The organism is Sphingobium sp. CCH11-B1, from assembly GCF_001556865.1.
Taxonomy (GTDB): Bacteria; Pseudomonadota; Alphaproteobacteria; order Sphingomonadales; family Sphingomonadaceae; genus Sphingobium.
In genome coordinates, this window is the sequence record NZ_LSJY01000084.1 from 1 (window position 1) to 566 (window position 566).

General features: G+C 63.8%; 2 protein-coding genes. Both read left to right on the plus strand.

Annotation, left to right across the window (positions count from 1 at the left end; genetic code table 11):
• Positions 1–212 (plus strand): hypothetical protein (locus AX724_RS24460; protein ID WP_231736608.1); only part of this gene is annotated, 212 nt, incomplete at its 5' end.
• 40 nt (positions 213–252) lie between these two features.
• The coding region (locus tag AX724_RS24465; RefSeq protein ID WP_231736609.1) for a hypothetical protein at positions 253–566 on the plus strand (314 nt) is incomplete at its 3' end.

A 566-nucleotide genomic window follows, 5' to 3' on the forward strand; every position in this document is an offset into this window, starting at 1 on the left:
CTGGCTGCGTCAGTCCGCGAGAAATGGCCGCTCGCCATCGGGCGGCGTGTGCGAGCTACGGCTTCCAGCCTGGAACGGAGAGCTATGCGAATTGCCTTCTCCAGCTCGACGTAGGTGATTACGGCTACGGCCATCATAGGGGTGGCGTGCCGTTGTTTCCCGCCCGGCATCAGGCGCCCGCGCCGCCTCCGCCTATCGCCACGCAGGACTAAGGTCGGCTAAAGTTCACTGATGCCCCATCGTCCTGACCTATTGATCTACGCACTTTCGCTCGGAAGCGCAGCGCCCGTGGCGGCTCAGCAGGTGGTGCCCGCCAAACCACGAACCGCCGCGGGTGCGTCGAAGTTCGTCCAGGACATGCTGACCCGCGGCACAGCCGTCGCAAAGCCTTGGCCGGGTTTCGTGCGGAACAGCAGGATCACGAGCGTAGGAGTGAAAGGTGGTTGCCTCGTTACGCTCACGCTCGCCGACAAAAGCGCCCTCAGCGTGAAACTAGATCAGGTGGTTGCGATCCGACCGCTTTACTCGGCCAACGCGCCCCAGGCGTCGGTGGAGATCAAAGGGGG